We start from the raw sequence: 20977 nt of genomic DNA on the forward strand, positions 1-20977 counted from the left end.
GTTTATTCTGATTTAATTGTTTCTGCCGGATTCTGGTTGGAAGCCTTCCATATACGCCAGCTTGTACACAAAGAGATAAGGGTTGCCAGTGAAAGCAATATAGCCGGATATATCCACCAGTCGAAACTTGTCTGAAGCACATAGTTCTCTACCCAGGGTTTCATTATCAGATAACCGACCGGGAATGCGACGGCAGTAGCGGTGAGCAGCAACAACATATATTTCATAAAGAATTTGTACATGATATGGCGTGTCGTAGCTCCGTTTACCTTCCGGATAGCAATCTCTTTCCGGCGTTGTTCGCAATCGAGCGTGACAAGCGAGAAGACACCGAACAAAGAGATCAGTACGCAGACCAGCGTAACAAAATCCAGCATCAGCAACAAGGCATTCTCTGATTTCAGGAACTTGGCGTACTCCTCTTCCATATTTACGATAGAGCAATTTCGGATATCCGGGTTCATTTTTTTCACCAGTTGCTCTATCCGTTGCTTGCATTCGGGCCAGCTTCCTTCCTGATATTTGAAGAGGATACCTTCATCATAATTGGAATTGAACTCTTTGTTCGTTTCCAGCATAACCGGTTTGGCGGGTATGGTAGGCGGAGCGATATAGAAGTCTTTAACCACACCTGCAATGACCAGCTGACTTTCTCCTTTCAGCATTGTTTTTCCAATGGGATGATCCATCTTCATGGCTTTTACCCCGGCCTGGTTTATCAATACCTGCTTGCCGGAACTGTTAGCTGGGAATCTCCCTTCAACAAGCTGTAGCCCGTAAAACTTTAAATATTCTTCATTACAGTCTATCGTCTCAAATTGTACGGATGCGGTAGAGTCCTGACGTCCTTCCCATTCGTTCAGGCTTCGGAAAGAGCGTGCATAGCGGGGGAAAAGGGGAGGGAGTTTCTCCGGAAATATTTCCGTGACGAACGGGATCTTACTGATCTCCTCTTTTAGTCCATCGATATTCGGATAGACATTGACATTCGCCCGGTAGGTTCGTTCCAACCCATAATCAGCCCGGTTCAGGAAATGTATTTGCTTCATCAGTATGACAGCACAAAAGATAAAACAGATACTGATGATGAATTGTGCAGCCATACTTATTTTCTGGAATGTGTTTTTATTCCTGTTTTCCGCAGAGCCTTTCAGCATGGCATTTAAAGTCTGGCGTCTGAAATAGTAGATCGGATATAAAGACAACAGGAACGAAAGGATGACGATGATTCCCGAGTATTTAACTGCCTCCAGATAGATAGCGGTATTGTCCAGTTTGATATCGGATAACTCTTTAAACGTAGGCAAGGCAAGCTCTATCAGGATCAGGCCGGTGAATAAGGCCAGAACCAGCGTCAGCATATACTCGACGGCAAACAGAACCAGTTGGTTACTGTCGGATGAACCGCATACTTTGCGAAGTGCTATTTCCCGGTTACGCATTCGTATCCGGGTGATAAACAGGGTCAGATAATTGAATAAAGCGCAAAGGATAACCAGTCCTCCGGCTGAGGCAAACAGTAGAATATGTTCGTATTTCACTGTTACTTCCCGGCTAGGACGGTCGTAGCGCATGGCTGTGATCGGGGTCAGTTCCGTTTTACTGATTACGAAAGAGGGATCCTTATCCGCCTTAAACTCTTTCAGCTTCTTCCGGAAGGTCTCTATATCGACACCTTTTCTTATTTTGATGAATGTTTGCCAGGAGGACATATTCCATTCTTTTTCGTACCTGTTCGACGCGAGGATTTCAAAAGGCATATTGCTGTGTATATCCCAGGGTTTTACGATGGCACATATTTTTCTTTTTCCGTAAATATCGATCTCCTTGCCGATCGGATCTTCCTTCCCGAACAATTGTGCAGCCAGCTGGTCGGTAATGGCTATTTCTTCATTGTCAGGAAGCATGAAGTTATGGTTACCGCTTATTACATCGAACCGGAACATTTCCATTGTAGCCGAGTCGACCCCTATTTCAAATGAACTATATTCTACTTCCTTGTATTTGAACTGGCAATTCCAGGCCTGCATATTGCAGGCTGTCTCTATCTCCGGAAATGTCTCTTTCATAAAAGCCGCCAGCGGATAGGGAGTGATCTGTGATATGCCGTCGTTATACATTTCCGATGCTATCCGAACCACATAAATGCGGTCGGCTCCGTCATGAAACGTGTCGTAAGTCTGTTCATACCGTATCCACAAAGTAGCTAATGCAAAACAGGTAAAACCCACCGTCAGTCCGACAATGCTGATAACAGATTGCGATTTATATTTTAACAGGTTGCGGATAGCTAATTTGAAATAGTGTCGTAGCATACTCATTCTTATACAGATATTTGTTACAAGTTTACTAAATAAAAAGCAAAATGCATGCCAAATGGGTAAATTGTTGATATAGTTGTTGTTATATATTTCCAGGGAATGCTTTATTGTGTGCATTCGCACGAAATATGTTCATTATCGCACTGTTATCCATCATAAACTAATTTTCAAATAATCTTGGTAAATGGAATATTCTTTTTAGTTCGTCCGTTATTGACGGACAAATTAAATAATGATCATATTCCATTGTAAATTAGTTTGTTGTATTTGTTTATTCTGATTTGATAGCTTCTGCTGGATTTGTTCCGGCTGCTTTGCGTATTTGCCAGATAACCGTGCTAAGCGCAATCCCCCCAGTCAGGATGGCTGCAATGGCGAATAGCCACCAGGATATAGCTGTCTGATGAGAGAAATCTTTCAGGTAATGCCGGATAGCGAGCCAGGATAACGGAGTGGCTATCACAAAAGAGACTAGCAACAACAGGCAATACTTACATAGCAACAGCCTGGTGATCGTGGAGGTGCTCGCCCCGTTTATCTTACGGATCGCTATCTCTTTATACCGTTGCTGGATATCGAATAGCGACAGGCTGAAGAGCCCCATCGAAGAGATCAGGATCGCGATCAGGGCAAAGACGGAATAGATCCGTGCGACCAGCCGATCTTTCTCATACATGGCACTGATCTCATCTTCCACAAAAGTGTATTCAAATTCTCCTCCGACAGTACCGGCATGAAGCTCTTTCAGAAATTGGATAGCCTCCTGCCGATGCCCGGGAACAATAGAAGCCATTAACTTTCCGGGCCAGAACATTTCATCTTTTACATCTTTGGAAGTGATGATGACCGGTTGGTTGCGTTGTGAGAGATGCACGACCTGGAATTCAGGCGTGAAACCCTTTACCAGATATGAGTTGATTCCATTATATGATTCCATTTCCAGTTCCGTAGGGGACTGACCTCCTTTACTGAAGAGCTTTCTAGCTGTTTCGTTCATCAGTATCTCGTGTTCGCTCTCCGGGAGTTTGTCTTTTGATACAGCTATCTCATATACATCGAAGAAACTGTTGTAAACCTTTACATGAAATACTTCCTGCCATTCTCCTCCGGGAATGCGCATGTTTTGTTTATTGAATTGGTCGTTCGGTATTTCGTATGGACTCAGCCCATAGGTAAACGACTGAAATAAAGGAGACGCTTTGATGGCATTCTGCACCTTGAACGAAATCTCATCAGACCGCTTCCGGTCTTCCTCTCCATAACTCATTTGAGAGGAAGGGCGTATGAACCATACTTTTATAATATCCTTTGTCCGGTATCCCAGATCGGCGTTCAGCATGAAGTGAAGCTGCTTCATAAAAAACAGGGAAGAAATGATCAGGCAGCAGGTAATACCATACTGGATGATTAAAAAGACGGAGCGGGTTCCCACCTTGTTCTTCTCTGGAACAGCGCCTTGCAGAGAACGGATTGTCTGCCGGAAGCTATAATTGAAAAAAGGATATATAGTAATGACCAATGGTAATCCAATCAGGAGCCCCAGTGATAATATCGTATTAAAAGACGATCCGACAACCGTCGAAATACCGAGCAGGTTTAGCTGCATCGGGTTGGTGATCTCGATAATCATCCAGCTGAGAAAGAGTGAAGCTGCCGTTAATACCAGATTCTCGGCATACAACTGGATGAACAGTTGTACAGGTCTGGCTCCGAATACTTTCTTCATCCCTAGTTCCCGGCTGCGTTTGATGATAACGACCGAACTGATATGGATAAAGTTAAATACCCCGATCAACAACAGTAAGATGGCAACGAACGACAGGATCTTCAGACTGTCTGCATTGCCTTGACGGAACGTATTTTGCCCTTTGTCAACAGCCTTGTCCATATAAAGCTTATCCAACGGGATAACCTGGAAAAGAAAATTATCGGTATCGTCCGCGTTATGGTTGGCTTTAAGTCTGTCATTGATCCGGGTGGCACTGATACCGGGAAAAGCCTGAGCGATCGTGTAGTAGTTTACGGGAGGCCACCGCCATTGCAACTCTTTTGATATCAGCAGGTCGAAGTTGAGAGAACTTTGCGTTTCCGTCTTTCCCGTGATCCCTTTGATCGTCAGGATATTTCCGTTATACTCAATATTCTTACCGACTGGGTTCTCTTTGCCGAACAGCTTCTGTGCGAACCCGCTGGTGATAACCGCGTCTTTAGGGTCGGCCAGCAGCCGGGCACGATCTCCTTCCAATACCGGATAGTCTAGCAGTTGCAGGAAAAGAGTATCTGTGGCTAATACGTGTGCATTGAATTTCTTTTCGTCTGCATTGATCTCTACATTGTTGAGGGAGACAAACGAAGTCCTTTTCTCTATTTCCGGAATATCCAGCGGATTGATATAATTCTTCTTCAGGAGTACATTATCCGTAGTACACAGGACAGGTGGCAGTTCGCTGTTTCCCCGATGGCGTAGACTCAGGTACAGCTGCTCATGCTTTTTTTTGAAATGATCAGTCGTTGCCTCACTGTACACATATCGGCTGATGATGATGACACAGGCCAGGCTCAAGGCCAGACCGAGAATATTAATAATCGTGTATAACCGGAAACGTACCAGTGAACGTATGGCAAGCAGGATGATCTTCATGGATATGTTGTATTTGTTTATTCCGCATTCATGGCTTCCGCCGGATTTGTCTGTGCCGCTTTATGTATCTGCCAGATCAGTGTAGCCAGGGATATTCCGGCCGTAACGGTCAGGGCGAGGGCGAAGATCCACCAGGAGACAGGGGCTTTGTTGGCAAAGTCTTCCAGGTATTTGTTGATGGCAATCCAGGAGAGAGGCATAGCTACTAAAAAGGCTATACCTAATAATTTGTAGTATTTACGGAGGAGCATTTGCATGACTGTGACAGTGGTCGCCCCGTTTACTTTACGGATCGCAATTTCATGGTAACGCTGCTGTACATCAAACAAGGAAAGTCCGAATAATCCCATCGAAGAGATTAGAATAGCAATAAGGGCGAAGACTGTATAGATACTGGTGATTTGTTTGTCTTTATTGTACAGACTGCGTATCTCATCCGAAATAAACGTGTAATTGAATTCATCACCTTCCACTTCTTCATGCAACTTTTTGAGGAATGCGATCGCTTCCTGTTCTTTCCCTTCGGAAATGTAAGCCATTAAAGGTTCACGCGGATCATTTTTGTAATAGTAGTAAACCATTGGCACTGTCGCTTTGGATAAATGACCGGTATTGAAATCTTTAACGATTCCTATTACATTGTATTTCCTCGGTTTCGTGAAATCGTCTATGTCGAAGATGACAAAAGCGCGTTCAGCTTCCAGCTCGGCATTATCCAGGTTCTTGATATTGAAGAGCTTCTGAGCTGTTTCGTTGATTATGATATTATTATCCTTATACGAGTCGGATGCATCGTCCCACAATCGCCCTTCTTTTAAACGGATATTGAAAAGTTCGAAATACTTCTCCGAATTACTTTCGCAAACAACATCTTTATATTCTTCACCCGGAACTCTGATCGGACTGGTATAATGGATCTTACTGCAAGGGGGCTCGCCGAATATATAGGTCTCGAACAGGGGGGAAGTGCTTAGTTGGTGTTCAAAGATATCTGCTTTTCTATACGTCTCTTCCCGTTCTTTTGTGGATATCCCGTCGTGTAGCAGTTGTGTCTTTATGATATTTTGCGTACGGTATCCGGGGTCGGCATTTACCATATAGTCTAGTTGCTTGATAAAGAAGATAGAAACAACTATCAGGATAATCGTAATTGAATATTGTAAACCGAGAAACAGGGAGCGTGATACGGTGGAACTTCCACTCTGATTGACTGAGCGAAGCGAGGTGATCGGGGCAGAGTAATTATACCGTATAAATGGATAGACCGATGTGATCAGTGGTAACAGGAAAAGTATCGACAGCGATAATAGCAGACTAAACTTTGTGTTTGATATAATAGGAATAGATAATATCCCATTGACGGTATCAATACTGAGTTCTATGAATATCCAGGCAATAAAGAGGGCGATACCTGTCATGAACAGATTCTCCAGATAGAGTTGTATGGCCACCTGATGACTGTTGGCACCGAATACTTTTTTCATGCCGAACTCGCGGGCTCGTTTTAACATTAATACCGTATAGATATTCACAAAGTTGAAGATACCGACGATAAGCAATAAAGCGGCAACGACCGAAAGGATAATGACATGCGTGTAATCCCCTTTCAGGCAAGCTTCGTAATAACATCTTACCTGTTTGTCAAAATAGAATTTCTTAATAGGGAAGAGCTGCATACGGATCAGAGTACCCCACGAATGCGCTTCCGTATATCGATCGAGTCGTTTGTTGATGGCATCGGGATCCGTATTCGGTTTCAGACGTACCAGTTGAGTACTTACTTTCATCCAGTTTTCTTGCAGTCCTTTAGACACCAGCAGGTCGAAGGGATAGGACACCTGTGTTTCGGGGGGGGCGAGAATGCCGGTGACGATCGCGATGCTTCCGGACGAATGGACGAGTGTTTGACCTATTGGGTCTGTATTGCCGAATACTTTCTGAGCAAACTCCCGGGTTAATACCGCTTCGTTCGGTTGAGTCAATAAAGGGATATGATTGGCTCTTAGAATGGGATAGGTGATAATCTTTAGATAGTTACTGTCGACAGCTAATAGTCTGGTATTGAATTTCTGATTGTCATAATTGATCTGATCCTGATCTATGCCGATATAAGTTGTGCTTATTTCTACTGCAGCATCAGTTTGTAAGTCGGGTAAAGATTCGTCTGTCCGGCTGGCAATAAAGGGTTGTCTGTCGTTGTTGCGATCCAGTACAGTGTAATAAACCCTGTCCAGGTCTTTGATAAAATGATCTGTCGTTATTTCCCGGTGTATATATCTGCACAGGATTATCACGCAGGCCAGGCTCATGGCCAGGCCTATTATATTGATAGCGGTGTACAGTCGGAAACGTGATAACGACCGGATAGCAAGTAATAATATTTTCATGGTATCTGTTTTCTTATTCCTTATTTAAGTATCAGCTCTTCCGCATCTCCAAAAGTACTATATCCGGTGACAATAACCTTATCGCCCGGCTGTAAACCGCCTGTAATTTCATATTGCTGCGGATTCTGGCGGCCGATGCTGATGTTTACTTTCCAGGCTTTCGTTCCGGCTTCGTTCAGTTTATATATCCATTGTCCTCCGGTAGTCTGGAAGAAATCGCCGCGTGGGATGACCAGGGCTTCTTCTGGCTGTCCGAGTTCGACCTGCACGCGGAAACTCTTTCCGATACGTACATTCTCGGGAGACTCGTCGGTGAAAACGAGGTCGACATCGAAGTTGCGGTCTTTTACTTCCGGAACGACTTTGGTGATCCGCAGGGGATATTTCTTTCCCTGCCAGCTGATGGTGGCGGGAAGCCCTGTGGTGATCCGGTCGATATAATATTCGCTTAGCGAGGTATGTATTTTGAATTGATCCAGCACTTTGATCTCGGCGATCGCTTCGGTGCTCTGTACCTGCTGCCCGGGGGTAACCTTCACAAAACTGAGCTGGCCGGCCAGTGGGGCGCGTACGATCAGGTTATCCATACGCTCCTGTGCACGGGCATACTTTTTCCGTTCGCGTTCCAAGTCGTTCTTCATCAGTTCGCTGCGGAGGATCGTAGCGGCACTGTCGTGGCGCAAGCCTTCCAGTTGCAGGGCCGTGCTCTGGGTTTTATAGACAAACTCGTCGCGCTGCACTTCCAGTTGGGCTTTGCTTTTCACGCCCATACGGAATTCTTCTTCGTCGAGGGCAAAGCTCTTTTTCAGGCGGTTCAGTTCATATGTCGTCTGTAACGTCTGTTTCTGAAGGTCAAGGCTCTTCTGTTCCATCTCAATCTCTTTTTCCTGATAAGAGATCAGTTGCTTCTCCCATTCGTCGCGCTGGTCGTCGATGGTACGTATCAGATCCGGGTTCGACAGGGTCAGGATCGTATCGCCTTTTTGCATCATAGTGCCTTCTTCGGCTACGATACGGTCGACGCTACCTGCTTCACGGGTATTGATCTTGATGGTCAGGATCGGTTGAACTACACCTTCCACATCTACGTATTCCAGAAACTTATCGGCTGTCGCTTCGCCGATGATCAGGTTTTCGGCTTCGGTGCGTAATTTTCGGCCGCCGGAAGCAACGATCGAGACGTAGACTAAAAGGATGATAAAGGCTACCCCTCCGGCGATGTGCCAGCGGTAACGGTAATATACGGGTTTCTTTTCAATAGGTTTATCCATTATCTTATTTCATTAATTGTTCGTAATTGAATGTCAGTTCACGGCCTTGCTCGAAATCGTAACCGGTCATGCTGCGGAGTCCGTAATACAGGTTCCAGTAATTATATAAGGCATTGATATAATCCCTGCGTGCCCGGTCTTTCTCGGTGATGGAGGCATTGAGGTCGAGGATGGTGGACTTACCCAGGAGGTATAGCTTCTGTGCAACATCGTTCCTGCGCTGGGCTGTCTGGTCGGTCTTTTGTGCAATGGCAACCTTATCGGCTTGCAGGTTGAACTGTTTAACCATCTTGATCACATTTAACTCGAAGTCGTTGCGTGCCTGTTCCACGTCGGTATATACTTTGTCGCGGTTGCTGAGAGCCACTTTGACTTGCCCTTTTCCGACTCCCCAGTCAAGGATAGGGATGCGGATGCCGATACTGACTAATTGCTGATCCAGAGGGCTACGGTAGGCCTCCTTCAGTTTCTCGTTCGTTTGGGTTAACCCGAATTGCATATACAGGTCGGCCTTAAATCCGCGTGACGCTTTGGCTACGGCCACTTTGTATTCGCTTTCGAGACGTTGACGCTGAAGTGATTCCGGCTCGGGATTGTTTTCGTAAGCCAGTTGGAGAGCTTGGTCGACTTTCACTTCAAAATGAGGTATATTCTCGCAGATGATCACCTGTAGCTCGGATGAATTATTGATACCCAGATAGCTTCGTAGTGCCTGGATGCAGTTGTCCATTTCGATACGGGCATTCATCTTGTTGGTCTGTTCCGTCAGCAGGTTCAACTCCAGTTGCAGCATTTCGTTTTCGGTGATGGTACCTATATTGTAGCGGCCTTGCGCGTATTGATAGAGTGTATCGGCATTGGAATAATTATATTGTGCGATCTCCCAGTTTGTCTGTGCCGTGGCTAGCTGGAAGAACTGGTAAGTAGCTTGTGCGGCAACCAGTTCAAGCGTTTCCGTCAGGTTCTTTTTCGACTCGGTGTAACGGATCGGTTCGATTTTACGATCCCATTTGAATTGGTTGTATCCGAACAGGTTCTGTTCGTAACCGATCACGATGGGGGTGCTGTTATAGGAGCTTGTCTTCTCTGAAAAAAGATCCAGTCGCTGCAAGGCCGTTTTTACGAAAAGGGTACCACCCGTTAAAGAGACGTTCTGGTCGATCGTAAATCCTGCATCCACCATCAACTGATTACGGTGTACGAAACTTTCTCCTCCGTCCGGCAGGGTGACCGAACTGATCGACCGGTTCAGCGAAGGAGTGGAGGTGAATGTCAGACTGGGTAACTGTTGTGCCCGGAAAGTACGCCAGTTCCAGTAAGCCGCCCTGAATGAATGGCGGGCAGCGATTGCCTGGGGCGATTGCTCCTGAGCCATGTGAATGGTTTCGGACAACGTGAGACGTAATGTATCCTGCGGATAAGCCGAACCGATGGTCAGCAGGGCAAGGATAACGGATATTATGTATGTTCTTGTATGTGTCATGCTTTCTTAAAAACAAATAACATGCCACATTTTTAAACATCTGATAGCTAGTGGTTAAGGACGCGTACGGTAGAATAGCCCAGTGCGTCAGCGCACAAAGAATGTGCGTAGACGCACAGCTGATGCGGTCAGGGTTTCTCCTGCCAGTTATATAAGTTTACTTTCTTATGACGGCTAACCTGCTCCTTTACTTCCGGAAAGAAGCGTGCCAGGATATTGTATAATCCCGGATCATACCGTTTAAGTTCTTCGCGGGTGTTGATCTTATTATGCTTTCCGTCTCCCTCGTCGTTATCGACTTCAGCATTTACATTAAACCAGTTCTGCACACCTTCCGCCCAGTATTCTTCTATATTTGTCGAAGCATACACATTTTTCCAACGTCCTTTGGCTACAGCCTCGTCGAGGGCAGCCTGTAATTCTTTATTGAAGGTAGGATAGACAGGGCTTATGCCTACGTTATGGATTGTGTGTGCAAATTCATGGATCAGAATATCCTCGGCATGATATTTATCGATCTGATAGGCGAGAATATTCTCTTCTGCACAGGTGGAGAAAGGCATTTCGATCGTACCGCCCAATCCCCTGGCTCTTACATCCCAGTTGAGGGTCGTATCATTCACCAGAAAGGCATGTTCGGGAATATCGGTAGTCCCTTCGTAGCGTGCCATGATACCAATACGGGTATTCCGGTTGGTTAGCGACTCGAGCACTTCCTTAGGCAATACATCGGTTAACGCTTTGATACTCACATAGGCGGCATAGAAGCAGGAATCCGGTACGCGCCACGAACTGACGACATGGATGCCGTTTACATTCATGTATTTCTTGTAGAAGGGGTCGAGCTTCAATGCGGTGGGTGGTGCCGTGATCGAAGGTGTCTCTTTGTCTGAGCCTGTTCCGGTGGCCTGTGCCGGTTGCAGGAAGCCGAACACTGTAATGAGTGTCAGCAGGCAGGGAATGATAAAATGATTTCTTTTCATAATGAGAGTTTAAGTGATTAATTGTTAGTTGTACAAATATAATGATAAATTCGGTTTGTGATTATTTTATAACCGATTTATTCTGATTAATTTATACTCTGAAGCGTGTGCAATATCGCACGAAAAACGTTCGCATCCGCACATCCTTCTTGTCGTATTAATGCTTATCTTTAACCCCGATATAAAACACTTTGCTGGATGGCGAATGAATAAAGAACGAAATATGAAACAGGGAAAAATACTGATCATCGATGACAATGAGGATGTCCTCTTTGCCCTGAACTTACTGTTGGAGCCGTATGTAGAACAGATCCGTGTAACCACACAACCCGAACGGATCGAGCATTTTATGGAAAGCTACTCACCGGATGTGATCTTGCTCGATATGAACTTTCGCCGGGATGCTATCAGCGGGCAGGAAGGTTTTTTCTGGCTTGAAAAGATAAAAAAGGCAGACCCTGATGCCGTTGTCCTTTTCATCACTGCGTATGCCGATACCGAAAAGGCAGTCCGTGCCATTAAAGCCGGTGCTACCGATTTTATTCCAAAGCCCTGGGAGAAGGAGAAGTTGCTGGCCACTTTGTCTGCCGCACTGAAACTTCGGGAAAGCCGTACGGAAGTCCGTACCCTGAAACGGCAGGTCGCTGCTTTGGAAACGGCAGAAGAAGGCGGTTTTGAAATTATAGGTGAAAGTAATGCTATGCAGGAAATCTTCTCTACTGTAGAAAAGCTGCGCCATACGGATGCCAATATCCTGATTTTGGGAGAGAACGGAACAGGAAAGGATCTGGTTGCCCGTGCTCTATACCATCATTCGCCACGTGCCGGACAGGTTTTTGTGGGGATCGATCTGGGAAGTATTCCCGAACAACTTTTCGAAAGTGAGCTTTTCGGTTATGAGAAAGGAGCTTTCACGGATGCACGCCGGGATAAGCCCGGGCGGATGGAAGTGGCAACGGGCGGAACCCTCTTTCTGGATGAGATCGGAAACCTGAGTATGCCTATGCAGGCCAAATTGCTTACCGCGATAGAAAAACAACAGATTACCCGTCTGGGAGCTACCCGTCCCATCTCTATCGATGTGCGCCTGATATGTGCAACAAATATGAATATACGGAGTATGGTAGAGGAAGGGACTTTCCGTCAGGACTTGCTTTACCGTATCAATACGATCGAACTGCATATCCCGCCTCTGCGTGAAAGGGGGAACGATATCCAGTTGCTGGCCGATTATTTTCTGACCCGTTATGCCCGTAAGTATAAGAAGGAGATCAAAGGCCTGAGCCGTGACGCCCGTACTAAATTGCAGAATTACGACTGGCCCGGTAATGTGCGCGAGTTGCAGCATGCCATAGAACGTGCCGTCATCCTGTCTGACGGGCAAATGCTGAAACCGGAGAATTTCATGCTTCAACCGTCTGCCGCCAGGAAGAAGATCGAGACGGAAGAACTCAACCTGAGTATCCTGGAGAAAGAAGCCATTGAACGAGCTTTGCGCCGTGCCGACGGGAATGTGACCCGTGCCGCTGAACTATTGGGGATTACCCGTTTTGCCTTGTACCGGAAACTCGATAAGCTGGGCCTATGAAACGGTATGTGATCCTGATAAAGATTATTCTGATCGTGCTGTTGTCGCTGGCAATAGCTTTCCTGCTGCTGAAAGGCCTGTATTTCACAACGGTTATGGTGGCGGCGATCCTGATCGTACTGGCTTGTTCTTTGTATTGGGATCAGCAGAAAACAATCCGCCGGATGGAGCATCTGATCGCTAATATCCATTATGGCGACCTGAATTTGTCTTTTCCGGTACCTTCATCGGGTGGAGCGGAGGCACAGCTCACCCGTTCTATGAATGAGGCTTTAAACGCTTTCCGCTCACGGCTTTATAATTCTGTTGTGGCCGAAGCGGAAACGGAAGCCTGGCAGAAACTGATCCGGGTACTAACCCATGAGATAATGAATTCTATCGCTCCCATCATTTCTTTGTCGGAGACGGTTACGGAACGGGCCGAATCGAACGGAATGAACGAGCGCGATTATGGAATCATGCTGCAAGCCATACAAACGATCCACCGTCGTAGCAAGGGCTTGCTCGACTTTGTTGAGAACTACCGGAAACTAACCCGTATCCCGGCACCGACCATGCAAATATTCCCTGTGTCGGCCTTGTTTGACGACCTGCAAAAGCTGGTTCCGGTGAATGGCATCCATTTCATTTATTCTATTAAACCGTCCGAATTGAGATTATATGCAGACCGGGGTATGATAGAGCAGGTGCTTATCAACCTGTTGAAGAATGCGGTAGAAGCCTGTGGCGACAGCCCTTCTCCCAAAGTACGTGTAGAGGCTTTCAGAAAGGACGGAATACCGGTCATAACCATATCGGACAACGGGAGCGGGATCGTGCCGGAAGCGCTGGATAAAGTGTTTGTCCCGTTCTTTACCACCAAGCCGGGAGGGTCGGGGATCGGGCTCAGTGTATGCCGCCAGATTATGAATCGTCACGGTGGTAATATCACGGTTACTTCCGAAATGGAAAAAGGTACCGTATTCACGATGCTGTTTCCCGGAACACGTGCTTTGTAAACTGCTGTTACAAAAGATCTACAATCTTCTTTTTCAGATTGTTCGGTTTGATAGGCTTCGCTACATATCCGTTGAATCCGCTTTGGCTGACCCGCTGTTCATCTTCGGCAAAAGCGAAAGCGGTAACGGCTATGATCGGGATTATCGTATTGTCCTTACGTATTTCCTCTGTTGCCTGATAGCCGTCCATGATCGGCATCTTCAAGTCCATCAGGATCATATCCGGATGATATTTTCGATATAAATCAATAGCTTCCTGCCCATTCCATGCATGTAGCAGGTTATAATCTTTCAGGATCGCTTTGATTAAAGTATAGTTGCTTTCATTGTCTTCGGCAATCAGCAAAGTAGCGGTTTTATTATCGGTCGGACTTTCTGTGCTTACCTCTGTTTTATTCGTTTCGGCAACAGATACATGAGACTCTTCAATAACGGTGTCAGGCAGTGTGAACCAGAAAGTAGATCCTTGTCCCAGTTCGGAATCCACTCCGATCTCCCCGCCTAATTTATGTACGATCATCTGGCAGATAGACAAGCCTAAACCGGTTCCCTGTGCAAAGCTATCCAGTTTGACGAAGCGTTGGAATACACTGTCTTTTACGTCTTTATCTATGCCGCATCCGGTGTCTGATACGTAAAAATATAGATTGTTCTCTTTGTGTTTGTAACCGAAGTATATGCTGCCTTCTTTCGTAAACTTAATTGCGTTATTAATAAAGTTGGTTACTACCTGCGACAGGCGGTTCTTATCCGTCCTGATAATACAGTGAGGAAGTTTTTCAACAAATGAAACCTGTACGCCGTCAGCCGCTTTCAGCCGTGAGGTTTGTTCGATGTCGCATAACAACTGGTTGATATCGATATCGGAATAGACAAACTCAAGCGTATTGGCCTCGATCTTCGATAAGTCCAGAATATCGTTGATCAGCTGTAACAGCAACTCATTGTTATTGTTGATGATATTGATGTATTCGTCACGTTCTTCATAATTCTCTGCCATTGCCAGTAATCCGGAGAAACCGACGATCGCATTGAGCGGGGTACGGATTTCATGGCTCATATTAGCCAGGAAGGCCGATTTCAGGTGATCGGACTCTTCCGCTTTCTCTTTAGCCACGCGCAGCTCGCTCTCAACGATTTTTTGCTGTTCCAATGAGTTCATTAGCATGTCTTTCAGCCTGTTGGTTCTAAATAGGAACAACAGGATCATTAAAAGGAAGATCAGCAAGATACAGGCAACAATCAGCAGAATCTCGAATCTGTATTTTATAAACAGATTGCCTTCGGTATTAATCAGGATGGAATTGGTCGGCAGAATGTTCTTATCGATGTTAAAATCTTTCAGTTTTTGGGCATCGAAAGTATAGACATTCGGAATATTGATTGCATGCAAATCCTTTTGTTGTATCTTACCGGCCTGTATATCGATAGCCTGTTTAGCCAGGTCTTTTCCGATCGGCCTGTATTCAGGGATATAACCGCCGATAGCCCAGTGGCTTAGTCCGGTGGATGTTAAGGTAAAAGCCGGTAGAGTGGGGTTACTCGACATCATGGTATAGGTGGCATTGCCTACATAATAACCGTCATTCACGTCGACACGCCAGGTACCCAGTAGGATAGCAGTTTCTTTAGGCAGTTTCTTAATTTGTTCGATGATGGTGTAGATATTATTTTTCCGGCCATCCAGCAAGATCAAATTCAGGTCGGGGAATGTTTTCATATCTTTCTTCACCAAAGCCTGTAAAGCGATGCCTCCGTAGCTGTTGTCTGTCACCAGGGCTATGTTTTTGGTGGTGGGATAAAGGCCTTTAATCAGTTGGATATTCTTGTGAACATCATAGGTATATAAGAATCCCGACAGGAAATGCCCCTGGCTGATATACCTTTCTATATCGATGCTTTCAGGATCCCATTCGGAGAGCACTTCACTTGAATCAGGCAGGATAACCGCATTGCTGCTCACCATTCCGCATAAGATAGGTATTCCTTTTAAAACCGGCTCATCCTGCGATAAATAAGAAGACCAAGCTTCCTGTCCGAGAATGATGGCAACCTCCGGAGTATTTTCATTCTTGTATTTATTGAGCAAAGCATTCATTTTACTTTTCCACAGGGGGGCTTCCGGCAAGCTCTTACAGTTCATGTTCTCGATAATAACGGGAGCGGTTCCGCCCAACCGTTTATATTCTTCCATGAATTCGGAGATATTCTGGGTTGTATTTCGGGTATCCGGATTATACGAACTGATAATGAGGATCGGATGAACCTCTTCGGCTTGTGTCGGGGTAGCACATACAAGACACACAAGTGTGAGCAGGATTTGTATGTGGCATATAATATTATTTAGAACTGCTTTGTGCATTGATTTTCCCCAGGCAAATTATTATTTGTTTTTCCCGGCTACAAAAATAGGAATAATTTACTATCTATTGCAGAACTATGGTTAATAAAAACATAAGAAAATCAAGGCTATTATATTTCAATCAGGATGCCGATACTGGGTAATAGCGTTCCGGTCATGCGCTCTATCGGTTTTAATTCATACCGTTGCTTCTCCCGAGGGGCTTCGGGGTTCAGTATTTTCCCTGTTTTGATATAGACATCCTGCTCTTTATACTTCGAATTGAGTACGTTCTGTATGTCGATATATAGTCCGAGCATTACCTTTTTCAGATAAAACGTTTTGTCAATACGCAAGTCCAGCTGGGTAAACGCTTTCAAACGTTCGCTATTGAAACGGTTGTAATCGTAATAAAGACTACCGCTGGCATCCCATGCCTCTACATAACTACTCTTTTCTACGTCATAGGGAGTATAAGGTGCACCTCCTACAACCCTGAACTTAGCTCCTACATCCCAGTTTTTAGGAAGTGAATAGGTGCCGCTGAAGGTTAGCAGGTGTTTGTTATCCCATGCGGAGGGCAGGTATTTCCCTGTGTTCCGTCCATCTTTATATTCGCTGCGGACATAGGTATAGGAGGCGATGAAGGTAAGACCTTTGTAATTATACCAGCGTCCCATCAATTCGACCCCATAGGCACGTCCGGTAGCAGTGGCGGTTACGGCTTCATTTCCCAATACGCCGTAATCTGTACCTTTGGATGCCAGAGGAATACTGTCGATAACCGACATCGGGTAATGATCATAGTGCTTGTAGAATCCTTCCGCAGTGAATTTCAGGTAAGAGGACGGACGGTATTCCAGTCCCAGTCCGGCCTGGTCGCTACGGATGTATCGCAATTCATTGGCTTTGTTCACATAATTGCCTTTCTCGTCCTTGAACCCCATGACGGTATAAGGAGGTAATTCGTAGTAACGTCCCAGATTGGCATTCAGATACATGTCTCCAACCAGGCGGTAAGACAGCGAAAGGCGTGGCGACAGCTGATCGAGCATATTATTCATTCGGGATGAATAATTGTTGGCATCCGTACGCAGGCCCAGTGAGGCGGTGAAACGTTCGTTCACGCTTTCGTAGATCGCGGTAGCATATAATCCCCATTTCCAGATCCCCAGGTCTGTCTGGTAGTTGATCTCTTTCGGTATCGTGGTGAATTGTTTCTGGAAAGTATTATTCGTATATTCCGAATAATCGATATTTCCCCCCACATGCAGTTGGATATAAGGCAGGCGGAAGATATTCTCACTGCGGAACTTGTTTTCTATTTCATCCGAACGGTAATTCAGCGTGAGGTTTGTCGGTGAGCTCTCGTCATTATCACGGTACTTGATGTTTTTATTGTTCATCTGGCTGCGGCTGACGATAAGCGAGTAGATATTACGACCGGTATAATGCTTATACACAGCCCCCAGCGTATAGGTTTTCTGTTTGACAACCGGCAGATAAGCCAGGATATACTGGTTCTTTTCGCTCATATCCTTCATTCCGGTATTCAGCTTCATGTCGTCTATCGCGCCGAGTCCGAGAAAGGTCAGTTCGTTCTTCTTGTCGAAGGCATGCTTGATCTTGAACTGGGCATCCGTAAAGGTCGGGAGGAAAGGCAAACCGATCATATCGAACAGGAACTGAAGATACGAACGGCGCACGGAAACCTGATAGGTCGTTTTATCCCCCAACGGGCCATTAGCCGATACGCCCACATCGGAAGCTCCGAGTGTACCCCGCAGGGAGAACTTTTCTTTATTCCCGTCCTGCAACTTAAAGTCGAGGACAGAACTGAGTGCATTGCCCCTGGCAGCAGGAAAAGCCGCGGAATAGAAGTTTACTTCGCGCACAAAGTCCGGATTGATGATACCGACCGGCCCCCCGGAAGCTCCTTGCGTGGAGAAGTGATTGATATTAGGTATCTCGACCCCATCCAGAAAGAAACGGTTTTCGGACGGCCCGCCCCCTCTTACCATCAGGTCATTGCGGAAGGCAGCAGTGGATGCCACTCCGGGAAACGATTGTACGACACGCGAAATATCCCGGTTTCCCCCCGCACTCTTTTCTATCTCCTTAAAACCGATAACACGCAGGCCGAGCGGGCTTTCTGCCGTTTTACGGAAAGGGGAAGCTACAATATTCACTTCCTGCAGGCTTTCGCTGGAAGTTTCAAGTTCGACCGGGAAATAGATATCCTTGTTGGCCACCCGGAACTCTGCCGTAACGGTCGGTTTATAGCCGATGAAAGAGGCCTGAAGCCGGTAGCTTCCGGGAGCAACGCCTGTAATCTCGAAGTTTCCGACAGAATCGGTTGCCGTCCCCTGTGATGTGTTCCAGATCAGTACGGTAGCATAAGGGATCGGTTCGCCGCTGGCCGTTTCTTTTACGATCCCTTTTATAGAATAACTCTTTTGAGCCTGTACGATTGGGATGCAGGCAAGAAATAGTAAAAAGGCGAAGAGCTTCTTATTCATCTTTGTATTCTTATTAGAAAAGACAAAGGTATATAAAAACTACAATTACGGATCATGTGCGATCCTGTTTGCCTTACTTTACAGGTTCTTTTTCATGATAAGCAGGTTTTCATCATCCAGACGTTGATAAGAAACTTCGTTCATGATGCTGCGGATAAGAAAAATACCAAGTCCGCCGATCGCTCGTTCTTCGATCGGCAAATTGATTTCGGCGTCAGGAACCTGGGTCGGATCGAATAACTGCCCTCTATCTGTTAGTAAAAATATTAGTTGTTGTGGGCAGGAAGTTACCTTCAACAATATTTCATGTTGTTCTCCTTCCGGGTAGGCATACATGATGATATTGGCTACAGCTTCTTCCAGCGCCAGGTTTATATTCATCGTGGTCTCTGAAGACAGATTAAGTTCCTCACCCAATTCTTCAATGAATTCATATAAATGGGATATCTCTGCCAAATCATTGGCTATCCTGATTTCTTTGTTCATTTTCATAATGGATCCTTTCTTATTTACTAGTTTCCGGTTCGTAATGTATTGCTAATATTGTTATGTCATCGCTTTGATCGGCCATTTGTACATGGAAAGCGACCGAGCAAATGATCGTGTTTACCATTGCATGTATATCCTGATGGGTATTGGCAGCCAGTGTCTTTACGAGATTCTTTTCTCCGTATAAATCCTTTGCCGTGTTTTCCGCCTCGGTTATACCGTCGGTGTAAAGGAATATTTTAGTCCCTTTTTCAAGATTGATTATCTCGTCTGAATATACATAATCCGGCATAATACCTGCTATTAAATGCTTTTTCATATCCAGTAACGACACACTTCCGTCGGGGAGGATCAATGCAGGAGGATTATGTCCTGCGTTGCAAAGTTTCAGTGTCCCGGTCTGTAAGTCTAATATGCCGACAATCAGTGTGATAAACATATTCGACTCATTGTTTTCTGAAATGGAATTGTTCATGGCGGTTACGATCTCAGCGGGTGACTCTATCTTACGGGAGATCGTGCGGAACAAGCTCCGTGCAATGGCCATGAACAAAGATGCCGGAACCCCTTTCCCCGATACATCCCCGATGATAAAGTAAAGCCGATCGCCTTCAATGAAGAAATCATATAAGTCGCCTCCCACTTCCTTAGCCGATTGTAATATGGCATACAAGTCCACATCATGACGCCCCGGAAAAGGTGGAAACGTTTTGGGAACCATTCCCATTTGTATCTCTTTGGCGATAAACAGCTCGCTTTCAATCCGTTCTTTGCTGGCTGTCGTTTCACGTAGCTTGATCACGTAATCGAATAATGACTGTTGCATGTAGGCTAGCGAATCGCGTAAAGTCTTTATTTCATCATGCGAATATACCTGTGGTAACTCTACATTGAACCGGCCGGTAGCAATGACCCGTGCCGATTGTGAGAACTGAGCCAGAGGATTGACTAACCGGCGGATGATGATATAAACAATAAAAAACAGGATCAGCATGCTGGCTAATGAAACAATGATTATATTTTTGGATATGGTATCCAGTTCTTTTAAGATAATATTGGGTGGACAGACATTGCCGACCGACCAGCCGATATGAGGAATAGATGTATAAAAAGTATAGACAGGCTTCCCGTCCAGTTTTATTAAGGCAGTTCCGGTATAGCCGGCCAACATCTCCCTGCCGATCTGTTCTTTTTCCGGATTTCTACTGGCCAGGGCATCGGTTAAGATCGTTTCATTCATTATTTTGTCACGATCGGGGTTTGTTAAGTAACTACCGTTGCGACTCAATAGAAAAGTGAAACTGGAATCATATGGTTTTAACTGCGACACCATGTCTGTGAATTGGGACAGCGAAATGTTAGCTGTAAAGATGGCATAAACTTCCCCAGCCTTATCGTATAGAGGCATAGAAAATGTAGTCATAATGAAATTCCCCCCTCCCTGGTCATAATAAGGTTCGCTCCAGTATTTCTGTTTGAGCAACTTAGGGATCAGGTACCAATCCATACAAGGGTAATCATAGCTTGAGCTACCCAGTACCGTGCATTCGGTCTTTCCGTTCATTAGTGAGACATACGGCATGAAATATTTCCCTTTTTCTTTGTAATAGTCGGGTTCGAACGCAATGCCGCTACTTACGATAAGGTCATTGTTTTCGGCTACCGCCGTAATGATACGGAACAATGAGTCCGGCTCGGACAGATTCTCTTCTACCATCCAGCAGGACTGGGCCACGGTTGTCTCAACTGTTTGCAGTAAGTCACCGATCTTGGTAGCCATATTCTGTAATTGTCCGTGTGTATCTTTTATGGCAAAGTCTGTTACCTTTTCACGGCTGTATGTGTAAAATAGTGTGATGATAACGATAAATACCACCAGTGTGAACGATAGTACACAAATGCTCATCCGGCTGGCAAAAGACTTAAGTTGAAAGTATTGTCTGAAAGGATGCATAA

At 45.5% G+C, this 20977-nt stretch carries 12 protein-coding genes; 2 read left to right on the forward strand and 10 right to left on the reverse strand.

The annotated features are described in order from the left end of the window. Positions 1 to 2 precede the first annotated feature (2 nt). The 6 genes from HMPREF1212_RS01130 to HMPREF1212_RS01155 all read right to left on the reverse strand — a co-directional run bounded on the left by HMPREF1212_RS01130 (position 3) and on the right by HMPREF1212_RS01155 (position 11086). On the reverse strand, positions 3 to 2315 hold the full coding sequence (locus HMPREF1212_RS01130; RefSeq protein ID WP_046150186.1) for an ABC transporter permease: 2313 nt from the start codon (positions 2313 to 2315) through the stop codon (positions 3 to 5). Between the two features lie 277 nt (positions 2316 to 2592). After that, the gene (locus HMPREF1212_RS01135; RefSeq protein ID WP_046148131.1) at positions 2593 to 4962 is read right to left on the reverse strand and encodes an ABC transporter permease; all 2370 of its coding nucleotides are present in this window, start codon (positions 4960 to 4962) and stop codon (positions 2593 to 2595) included. Between the two features lie 17 nt (positions 4963 to 4979). Beyond that, entirely contained in the window at positions 4980 to 7349 is a 2370-nt protein-coding gene (locus HMPREF1212_RS01140; RefSeq protein WP_046148132.1) for an ABC transporter permease, read from the reverse strand. 20 nt (positions 7350 to 7369) lie between these two features. Next, on the reverse strand, positions 7370 to 8620 hold the full coding sequence (locus HMPREF1212_RS01145) for an efflux RND transporter periplasmic adaptor subunit (protein WP_046148133.1): 1251 nt from the start codon (positions 8618 to 8620) through the stop codon (positions 7370 to 7372). A 4-nt stretch (positions 8621 to 8624) separates the two neighbouring features. After that, on the reverse strand, positions 8625 to 10103 hold the full coding sequence (locus tag HMPREF1212_RS01150) for a TolC family protein (RefSeq protein ID WP_046148134.1): 1479 nt from the start codon (positions 10101 to 10103) through the stop codon (positions 8625 to 8627). Between the two features lie 128 nt (positions 10104 to 10231). Next, a complete protein-coding gene (locus tag HMPREF1212_RS01155; protein ID WP_046148135.1) occupies positions 10232 to 11086 on the reverse strand; it encodes a hypothetical protein in 855 nt (284 codons plus the stop codon). Positions 11087 to 11309: 223 nt separating this feature from the next. On the opposite strand from HMPREF1212_RS01155, the gene HMPREF1212_RS01160 reads away from it, so the two are divergent. Together HMPREF1212_RS01160 and HMPREF1212_RS01165 are read left to right on the forward strand one after the other, a co-directional pair. Then, positions 11310 to 12674: a sigma-54-dependent transcriptional regulator gene (locus HMPREF1212_RS01160; protein ID WP_046148136.1), complete on the forward strand. Its 1365-nt coding sequence runs from the start codon at positions 11310 to 11312 to the stop codon at positions 12672 to 12674. Further along, positions 12671 to 13672: a sensor histidine kinase gene (locus HMPREF1212_RS01165; RefSeq protein WP_046148137.1), complete on the forward strand. Its 1002-nt coding sequence runs from the start codon at positions 12671 to 12673 to the stop codon at positions 13670 to 13672. The genes HMPREF1212_RS01160 and HMPREF1212_RS01165 overlap by 4 nt, the downstream gene beginning before the upstream one ends. A gap of 7 nt (positions 13673 to 13679) precedes the next feature. Here HMPREF1212_RS01165 and HMPREF1212_RS01170 read toward each other — a convergent pair whose 3' ends face one another. The 4 genes from HMPREF1212_RS01170 to HMPREF1212_RS01185 all read right to left on the reverse strand — a co-directional run bounded on the left by HMPREF1212_RS01170 (position 13680) and on the right by HMPREF1212_RS01185 (position 20975). Beyond that, positions 13680 to 16034: an ATP-binding protein gene (locus HMPREF1212_RS01170; RefSeq protein ID WP_046148138.1), complete on the reverse strand. Its 2355-nt coding sequence runs from the start codon at positions 16032 to 16034 to the stop codon at positions 13680 to 13682. A gap of 110 nt (positions 16035 to 16144) precedes the next feature. Continuing rightward, positions 16145 to 18532, reverse strand: coding sequence for a TonB-dependent receptor (locus tag HMPREF1212_RS01175; RefSeq protein ID WP_046148139.1), 2388 nt, complete (start codon positions 18530 to 18532; stop codon positions 16145 to 16147). Between the two features lie 78 nt (positions 18533 to 18610). Then, positions 18611 to 19018 carry an ATP-binding protein gene (locus tag HMPREF1212_RS01180; protein ID WP_046150187.1) on the reverse strand — a complete coding sequence of 136 codons (408 nt, stop codon included), beginning with the start codon at positions 19016 to 19018 and terminating at the stop codon, positions 18611 to 18613. A gap of 19 nt (positions 19019 to 19037) precedes the next feature. After that, positions 19038 to 20975 (reverse strand): SpoIIE family protein phosphatase, encoded by a 1938-nt coding sequence (locus HMPREF1212_RS01185; RefSeq protein WP_028729892.1) that lies wholly within the window; start codon positions 20973 to 20975, stop codon positions 19038 to 19040. Between the last annotated feature and the right edge of the window lie 2 nt (positions 20976 to 20977).

Source organism: Parabacteroides sp. HGS0025, assembly GCF_000969845.1.
Classification (GTDB): Bacteria; Bacteroidota; Bacteroidia; order Bacteroidales; family Tannerellaceae; genus Parabacteroides; species Parabacteroides gordonii.

Bases quoted from the DNA above. Each gene is read 5' to 3' on its own strand.
- HMPREF1212_RS01130 (WP_046150186.1), bottom strand. From the start codon at position 2,315: ATGCTACGACACTATTTCAAATTAGCTATCCGCAACCTGTTAAAATAT.
- HMPREF1212_RS01135 (WP_046148131.1), bottom strand. From the start codon at position 4,962: ATGAAGATCATCCTGCTTGCCATACGTTCACTGGTACGTTTCCGGTTA.
- HMPREF1212_RS01140 (WP_046148132.1), bottom strand. From the start codon at position 7,349: ATGAAAATATTATTACTTGCTATCCGGTCGTTATCACGTTTCCGACTG.
- HMPREF1212_RS01145 (WP_046148133.1), bottom strand. From the start codon at position 8,620: ATGGATAAACCTATTGAAAAGAAACCCGTATATTACCGTTACCGCTGG.
- HMPREF1212_RS01150 (WP_046148134.1), bottom strand. From the start codon at position 10,103: ATGACACATACAAGAACATACATAATATCCGTTATCCTTGCCCTGCTG.
- HMPREF1212_RS01155 (WP_046148135.1), bottom strand. From the start codon at position 11,086: ATGAAAAGAAATCATTTTATCATTCCCTGCCTGCTGACACTCATTACA.
- HMPREF1212_RS01160 (WP_046148136.1), top strand. From the start codon at position 11,310: ATGAAACAGGGAAAAATACTGATCATCGATGACAATGAGGATGTCCTC.
- HMPREF1212_RS01165 (WP_046148137.1), top strand. From the start codon at position 12,671: ATGAAACGGTATGTGATCCTGATAAAGATTATTCTGATCGTGCTGTTG.
- HMPREF1212_RS01170 (WP_046148138.1), bottom strand. From the start codon at position 16,034: ATGCACAAAGCAGTTCTAAATAATATTATATGCCACATACAAATCCTG.
- HMPREF1212_RS01175 (WP_046148139.1), bottom strand. From the start codon at position 18,532: ATGAATAAGAAGCTCTTCGCCTTTTTACTATTTCTTGCCTGCATCCCA.
- HMPREF1212_RS01180 (WP_046150187.1), bottom strand. From the start codon at position 19,018: ATGAACAAAGAAATCAGGATAGCCAATGATTTGGCAGAGATATCCCAT.
- HMPREF1212_RS01185 (WP_028729892.1), bottom strand. From the start codon at position 20,975: ATGCATCCTTTCAGACAATACTTTCAACTTAAGTCTTTTGCCAGCCGG.